Here is a 2861-nt window from a genome sequence, read left to right on the forward strand (position 1 = left end):
ATACGGTCAATAATTGTTTAATGTCGGCGAAGTGTAATCCTGTCGTTGGCTCATCAAGAATATAGAGGGTTTTGCCCGTACTTGTAACCCTTCACGCCCTACACTAAAGCTGATCGTGCATTGCTCTAAGCGAGACGTTTCAAGCACCCATTTACCATAACGGCGAGCTTGCTCACGAGAAGTACAGGCAAACGCAACGATTTTCTTCACGTTATAGCCATAACGCTTAATCATTGCATCATCTGCCACATACTCAATCGCTTTTTGATAGTTATTGCGTTCGTCGGCATATTCCACTTCAACGGCGGTAAAAATGGATTTAAGCGGTACATACTGGCGATTAAATTTACCGTCAATAACGTTCGCCTGAGTAAATGAGCAGACAGGATCGGCATTTCTGTCTTGAATAGCGGTTAATTGCGTACCATTCCACATCACAATCGCACGGAAAACCGACGCCATATCCGAAATCACCGAATAAGCATCACGTTGCTCTGTCAGCCATAAATTTGCCACCATTCTCGGCTCAACACCGCCATAGCCGTCTGGTACTTGTTGATCGCAGTATTGAGCAATCTGATACAACTGGAATTTATCAATGCCATAATCGCCTAAACGTTGCCCCAAGCCAGCTAATTTGTTGGTGACTAAATCGTAAAAAGGCACACGGGCAGATAATCGCCCCTCGCTGTGGTGTAACATCATTTGATTACCAAGGTAAATGCCTGCGTGATTAGACACATCGCTACCAATTTGCAGTAACACAATATCGCCAAGCTGGGGCTGTTCTTCAAAATCTAACCGCTCAAAGCCAAAGCGGAGCAAGTTTTCTTCATACAAGTTGCCTGATTTAAACCATTCAAACTCGTACTCCACATCGTCAGGCAAATCCAATCCCGACAACATATAGGCATCAAGTAAGATATTGCGACAATCTTGCTTGTTATTCTCAAACTGACGACCGACAAGCGGTGCGATGGGGCGGAATTTTTGCAAATTGCCATCGCAAACCAACCAAAACGGCAGATTTAACCGCACTTGGCATTCTCTGTCTGCGGTTGATAGATAAGGCAATCCCTTTTCTGTGTCTGAATCAGGGTGAGAATGAACAACCGCCACAATCTCGCCTACGCTTTCCACCCGAATCCAATCATCAGGTGAAATTTCAAAATGATTAATCAGATCGACAGCCACATTTTCACAAGGAAAATAACGCAACTCACCGCCCTTAGAAACGACAAAACCGCAACTTTCGTGCGGTTCTGAGCGTTTGGCGTGAGTTAAGATTTCTTTACTTAAAGTATCATTCACCATAAAAATAAACATTTTTGTTAATTTCATATTGACTTAATAAACATTTTTGTTTATTATTACCACATCTTAAAAACACGGAGGATTAATGAAACAAAGTGAATTTTTAAGATGGCTAATTGCTCAAGGGGTAGTAAAGGAAGAAGGCTCAAAGCACATCAAACTTTATTACAACGGTAATCAATCAACAATGCCAAGACAACCTAGCAAGGAAATCAAAAACGGCACAATGAGAGCGATTAAAAAGCAATTAGGTTTAAACTAATCAAAGCCCCTGTAACAGGGGGCTTTTTTAGCAAGGAGTAATATTTATGCTGTATCCAGCACGATTCGAATTTGAAGATGGTAGTTATAATGTTTCATTCCGTGATATTCCTGAAGCGTTGACTTGCGGTGATAACTACGAAGACGCTTTAGAGATGGCAAAAGATGCATTGCTTACCAGTATGGATTTTTATTTCGAAGATCATCGCAAAGTACCGTTACCAAGCCCACCACAAGAAGGCGAAGTGCTGATCGAATTACCGACAAGTATTTTCGCCAAAGTGCTATTGCTAAATGAGATGGTCGATCAGAATATCTCCAATGTGGAATTAGCAAAACGAATTGCCGTAAAACCGCAAGAAGTACAGCGTATTACTAATCTTGGGCATAGTACAAAAATCGATACTATTGCAAGAGCGATTAATGCACTCGACAAACAGTTTGAATTACGTGTTGTCTAATTACCATACTGCGTCGTACTTGGAAAGCCCCCAAACGGTAAAATGGCATTAGCCCCGAATCTCAGCTTGCAACCACGCAAACAGTGAGAACAAGCATCTTTTTTCGGATCGGTTGTCGGGTTATCTTTTTCATCGGCAACAGGCCCGCCTGTGTAGCCACACTCCGCAGAGCGATATTGCCAAATACAGGTATCTGATGTAATCATCAACAACGGTATGCGAGCATTATCTGTTTCTGCGGGTAAAGCCAGCTCAAATGTCGCTACTTCATCATTTAGGCTTTTTAACTGCTCAATGATGAATAAACTCACACTTTCCTATGTCGGATCGGCTTGTGGATTTCGTCCATTTGGAAAATTACGAGCGTCAAGGAATTGTGCATAGACTAAACGACGTGTCACCTTTGCCCCAATTCCTTGTCCGAAATCTGCGGCTAAAGCGGTGACAATGCCGTACAGGTTTGAGATTGTTAAAGTCGGTCGGTTACTCGGCCCTTGACCGCTAATTTCAAAACCGTCCGCATTAATTGGATAGGCTTGGTATTCGTTACCTTGCCACCAAACATTCTGCTGACCTTGATTTAAGCCATTGTGAAAGCGTAATAACTCCCCTTTTTGTGCTGGGTCGCTGTTACTGCTGATATGCCTTAAATCAATTTCCCACAGTTCAATCAAGGCATTTTGTTCCAGTTTTGGCAGTTCGTTTGCCATTTTTTGAGGTAGGGATTTTGGCATTACATACTCCTATCGTCTAAATTGACCACCCGCACGAGCAAAATTATTGGTGATCGCTTTCTGACTTTCGTCTCTTGCGATTCCTCTCATT

At 42.4% G+C, this 2861-nt stretch carries 2 protein-coding genes and 3 pseudogenes; 2 read left to right on the forward strand and 3 right to left on the reverse strand.

Features of this window, described 5'->3' with window-relative positions:
* Positions 1-84: 84 nt before the first annotated feature.
* Positions 85-660, reverse strand: a pseudogene (locus tag B0183_RS13045) (phage tail protein); the annotation flags it as partial.
* A 9-nt stretch (positions 661-669) separates the two neighbouring features.
* Positions 670-1341: pseudogene (locus tag B0183_RS13050) on the reverse strand (C40 family peptidase); the annotation flags it as partial.
* A gap of 58 nt (positions 1342-1399) precedes the next feature.
* On the opposite strand from B0183_RS13050, the gene B0183_RS11140 reads away from it, so the two are divergent.
* Positions 1400-1576 carry a type II toxin-antitoxin system HicA family toxin gene (locus B0183_RS11140; protein WP_021113607.1) on the forward strand — a complete coding sequence of 59 codons (177 nt, stop codon included), beginning with the start codon at positions 1400-1402 and terminating at the stop codon, positions 1574-1576.
* A 46-nt stretch (positions 1577-1622) separates the two neighbouring features.
* The gene (locus B0183_RS11145) at positions 1623-2036 is read left to right on the forward strand and encodes a type II toxin-antitoxin system HicB family antitoxin (protein ID WP_021113608.1); all 414 of its coding nucleotides are present in this window, start codon (positions 1623-1625) and stop codon (positions 2034-2036) included.
* On the opposite strand, the pseudogene B0183_RS11150 reads toward B0183_RS11145, so the two are convergent.
* Positions 2033-2770: pseudogene (locus tag B0183_RS11150) on the reverse strand (phage minor tail protein L). The gene B0183_RS11145 and the pseudogene B0183_RS11150 sit on opposite strands and share 4 nt — an antisense overlap.
* Positions 2771-2861 lie beyond the last annotated feature (91 nt).

The organism is Glaesserella parasuis, assembly GCF_002015085.1.
In the GTDB taxonomy this organism is placed as follows: domain Bacteria; phylum Pseudomonadota; class Gammaproteobacteria; order Enterobacterales; family Pasteurellaceae; genus Glaesserella; species Glaesserella parasuis.

What these genes read in the sequence shown, in the direction of transcription:
- B0183_RS11140 (WP_021113607.1), top strand. Translation starts at nt 1,400, where the DNA reads ATGAAACAAAGTGAATTTTTAAGATGGCTAATTGCTCAAGGGGTAGTA.
- B0183_RS11145 (WP_021113608.1), top strand. Translation starts at nt 1,623, where the DNA reads ATGCTGTATCCAGCACGATTCGAATTTGAAGATGGTAGTTATAATGTT.